Origin of the sequence: Methylocaldum sp. (assembly GCF_039794385.1) — a bacterium.
In the GTDB taxonomy this organism is placed as follows: Bacteria; Pseudomonadota; Gammaproteobacteria; order Methylococcales; family Methylococcaceae; genus Methylocaldum.
In genome coordinates this window covers 1-3,262 of sequence record NZ_JBDIVO010000443.1, presented here as the reverse complement: position 1 = coordinate 3,262, position 3,262 = coordinate 1, and the positions used below count along the sequence as shown (strand labels likewise).

The following is a 3,262-nucleotide window of genomic DNA, read 5'->3' as shown; positions in this document are numbered from 1 at the left end:
ACCATCGAGCTTTCACCCGAACTCGAGAACCAACTCGACACCGTTGCCAAAGAGCACGGGAAAAGCAAGGAAGAATGGACCCGAGAAGTGATTCTCGAATACCTGCAAGACTTGCACGATCTTAAGGAGGCCGAACAAGTCATGAAGGACATCAAGGAAGGGCGGGAGAAAACAACATCCCTCGAAGAAGTCATGAAAGAACATGGCCTGGAATGTTGAGATACCGGACAAGGTAAAGAAGCAGCTGAAGGAACTGGATGCGCCGATCAGGAAACGAATACTGAAGTTTCTGGATGAACGGATAAGAACAGCCGCAAATCCTAGAGCACTAGGCGAAGCCTTGCACGGCTCGGAACTTGGAAATTTCTGGAAATACCGCATAGGCGATTACCGCCTTATCTGCCATATCGAAGACCAAACCGTCACGGTGACGGTCATCAAAATCGGACATCGACGAGACATTTACCGATAGCAGCAACTATGGCAGTGGCATGTCAACAACGTGTCAACGCCATAGCGACTTTGGGCAAGGGGCAGCTTTGATTGTCGGACTAATGCACCGCGGCTATCACTGTTAGAGGCCTTGACGCAAGCTACCGCACTTTCCGATAAAAAGGGAAAAGGTGTCAGGCTTTCGTTGTTTGATAACGTAAATGATAGCGAGGAATCCGGCGTGGTGGAGATCCATGAATATTTCATTACCGATGCCGATGGAAGGGGTAAGGCTGTGGTCATCGACATCGAGAAGTATCAAACGATTCCGGAATCGCTTGAGGAGCCGGAGGCGATCCGAGCACACAAATAGCGTCAGTTCTCACATTCCAACACTCCCCCTGGCGCCCCGAAAAGCAGCCGCCAACCTTTTTGCAAGCATGGAGTCAGTCTTGATCACGCGGAAGCGAGCTTACGCGGTTCATGATCTGAACGGCGAACGCGGGCGGGCCGTTCGGAATTTCGATGCCGGCTCGTTCCGCTTCTTTCCTAATTCCGCCGTAGCCGCTCTGTCCACGCTTCACATCATCGAATGGGCACTCATGACGCCCTGCGCGTCCTCGATACTCCAATTCCGAACGCTTTAACTGACTAGTGAAACTCCGTCGTTCGGCTTACGGACTCGGCTGGAGCGAGTGCAATGCTTGCTACCGCGCAGGCCGGCGGACGACGACAAGCTCCACTTCCTACGTTCGGCGGGGGTCAAGTGCGTTAAGGCTTGGTTAATGTCGGGAGGAGTAGAAAGGAGGCGCGGAACGAATTGCATGATCGGCCGTAGAGAAACACGGCGTATCTGGATCAGGCAACTCCGCTTGTCTTTGTAATGGGTTAGGGGAGTTTCGATACAGATGAACGCATCAGCAAAAAAAATTTGGCGGATAGCAATGTTGCTAACATTGATGATGGCACTGGACGGGTGCTATAGAGTGGTACACCCCCATCACCACGGCCATGCGTATGGCCACGGCCACAGACACCACTACCATGGCGATGGCGGGTATCACAAGGGCAAACACGGGCACGGACACCGCCATCACCACCATGATTAACGGGCTTTACGTATTCCCTGGCTACGTGATCTATGGATGCTATGGGTTTTTCACACTGCCGACGCATACGCCGACCGCCAAGGCACGTGTCTTGGCGGTTGATCACGGGGTCAGGTCTCGCATTCCGACGTAAAAACGAGCCCGGTAGGGCGGGCGTGAACCATCGCCGCTAAAGCTGTCAGGCTTTGGGGATTCGACTGATGTCCCATGGCTGGCATGTTGGTTTCCTCCCCTCGGCCATCAGCTGTCTTTAAAATCAAAGCAAGGTGGTCACCGCATCGCACTCGCCGGTCGTCAGCTCGAAATCGAAGATCGCAAGATCCTCTCGCATGTGGGCTTCCGAGGCGGTGCCGGTCAGGGGAACGATGTCGATCTGGGTCAGATAGCGGAAGAAGATTTGCGAGGGCGTACGCTGGTACTTTGCGGCCAAGGTCTGCAAGGCGGGGTGTGCGATGACCTGGGGATTGGCGGTGAGCGTCCAGAAGCTCTGATAGACGATTTGGTGTTGCCGGCAGAAGGCGCGAATCTCGCGGTCGTAACGGGTCTCGGCATAGAAGCGGTTCTGGATCAGCGCCGGCTTGATGGCCGCCTGCCGATACAACCGCTCGAGCTGTTCGAGCGCATAGCAGTTGCTGATTCCCAATTGCTTCACGGCGCCAGCCTCGAAGATCGCTTCCATCGCCCGCCATACTTCCATCGTGTCTCGCTCGTTCGCTAGAGGGGAATGCAGTACCAGCCCATCGAGATACGGGCTCTGAAGATTTCTCAGTGAGCTCTCGCACGATTGGGCGACTTGCTCGGCCAAGCTCGCCTTCGGATCGTACGGTATTCGGGTGGGATCCTGCCCATTCACGGGCGTGAATTTGGTCTGGAGATAGAGTTCGGCACGGGTCAGCCCCGCCTTCAAACACGCCGCGACGCCGGCACCGACGCCCGGCTCGTCGTAATGCTTCGGCTGGGCGGCGGTATCGATGCCGCGAAATCCCAAGGTGATGGCCTGCTGCACCAGAGCCGCCGTGCGGTCCTTCTTCCATGCCGTCCCGTACAGAATCTTGGGTATCCGCACCCCGTAGGCGGATCTCACGAAGTCGGTGTCTTTCATCGATGGTCTCCGAGCGAGAGGACGTTAACTTTAAACTGTTTGACTAATGCCGCATGACTAATGCATTTGTTTCAGAGCGTCGGCGACAATCGTACAAGAACCGAACTCTATAGGACTAATTACGGAGACGCATCCGGCGACGGACAGATCGGCCGCTATGCGGGTAAACCGGCAGTGGATCCAGGGGGAATGCAAACTGCATGTTTTCGGCTTCGCCACACTCGAAAGTACGCTATCCGGCATTGAAGTTGACGCCCCTTTGAAATCTCGGAACAAACCGAAATGTAGTCACCCCAGTGGCGTGAGCTACTGCTCTCGGGCAATGTTGAAGCCGAAAGGTAAAATATGGCGAACGGGGCGAAGTGTGCAGCATATCGGCAAGCATCGATTCGGGGCGGCGTCCCTGTTCGCACCAGGTCATAAGAGCCTATCCCAGTAGGCTCAAGAAACCCTTCGACAAGCTCAGGGCGAACGGCCTACTGGGATAGGCTCTAAGTACGATTTCGGCCGTCGAGGACACCTCAGGATAAGCCTTACGATGTCTCATTTTTGCCACGCGTATACCTTCGATCCAACTTACGGCTACACCCTGGATAGGCTCCTGCAAGTCGGAGCTCCG

Annotated in this window: 6 protein-coding genes; 5 read left to right on the top strand and 1 reads right to left on the bottom strand. The window is 55.1% G+C overall.

The window, feature by feature from the left end:
* The 5 genes from ABJK70_RS22415 to ABJK70_RS22395 all read left to right on the top strand — a co-directional run.
* Positions 1-219, top strand: a 219-nt coding sequence (locus ABJK70_RS22415; protein WP_347259184.1) for a DUF6290 family protein, incomplete at its 5' end; no start/stop codon positions are given.
* Positions 203-472, top strand: coding sequence for a type II toxin-antitoxin system RelE/ParE family toxin (locus tag ABJK70_RS22410; protein ID WP_077732830.1), 270 nt, complete (start codon positions 203-205; stop codon positions 470-472). The genes ABJK70_RS22415 and ABJK70_RS22410, both read left to right, overlap by 17 nt.
* A gap of 111 nt (positions 473-583) precedes the next feature.
* Entirely contained in the window at positions 584-805 is a 222-nt protein-coding gene (locus ABJK70_RS22405) for a hypothetical protein (RefSeq protein WP_347259183.1), read from the top strand.
* A gap of 79 nt (positions 806-884) precedes the next feature.
* Complete coding sequence (locus tag ABJK70_RS22400; protein ID WP_139841110.1) at positions 885-1,079, top strand: hypothetical protein; 195 nt, start codon at positions 885-887, stop codon at positions 1,077-1,079.
* 297 nt (positions 1,080-1,376) lie between these two features.
* The gene (locus ABJK70_RS22395) at positions 1,377-1,541 is read left to right on the top strand and encodes a hypothetical protein (protein WP_347259182.1); all 165 of its coding nucleotides are present in this window, start codon (positions 1,377-1,379) and stop codon (positions 1,539-1,541) included.
* 256 nt (positions 1,542-1,797) lie between these two features.
* On the opposite strand, the gene ABJK70_RS22390 is transcribed toward ABJK70_RS22395, so the two are convergent.
* Entirely contained in the window at positions 1,798-2,643 is an 846-nt protein-coding gene (locus ABJK70_RS22390) for an aldo/keto reductase (RefSeq protein ID WP_156880128.1), read from the bottom strand.
* Positions 2,644-3,262: the final 619 nt, after the last annotated feature.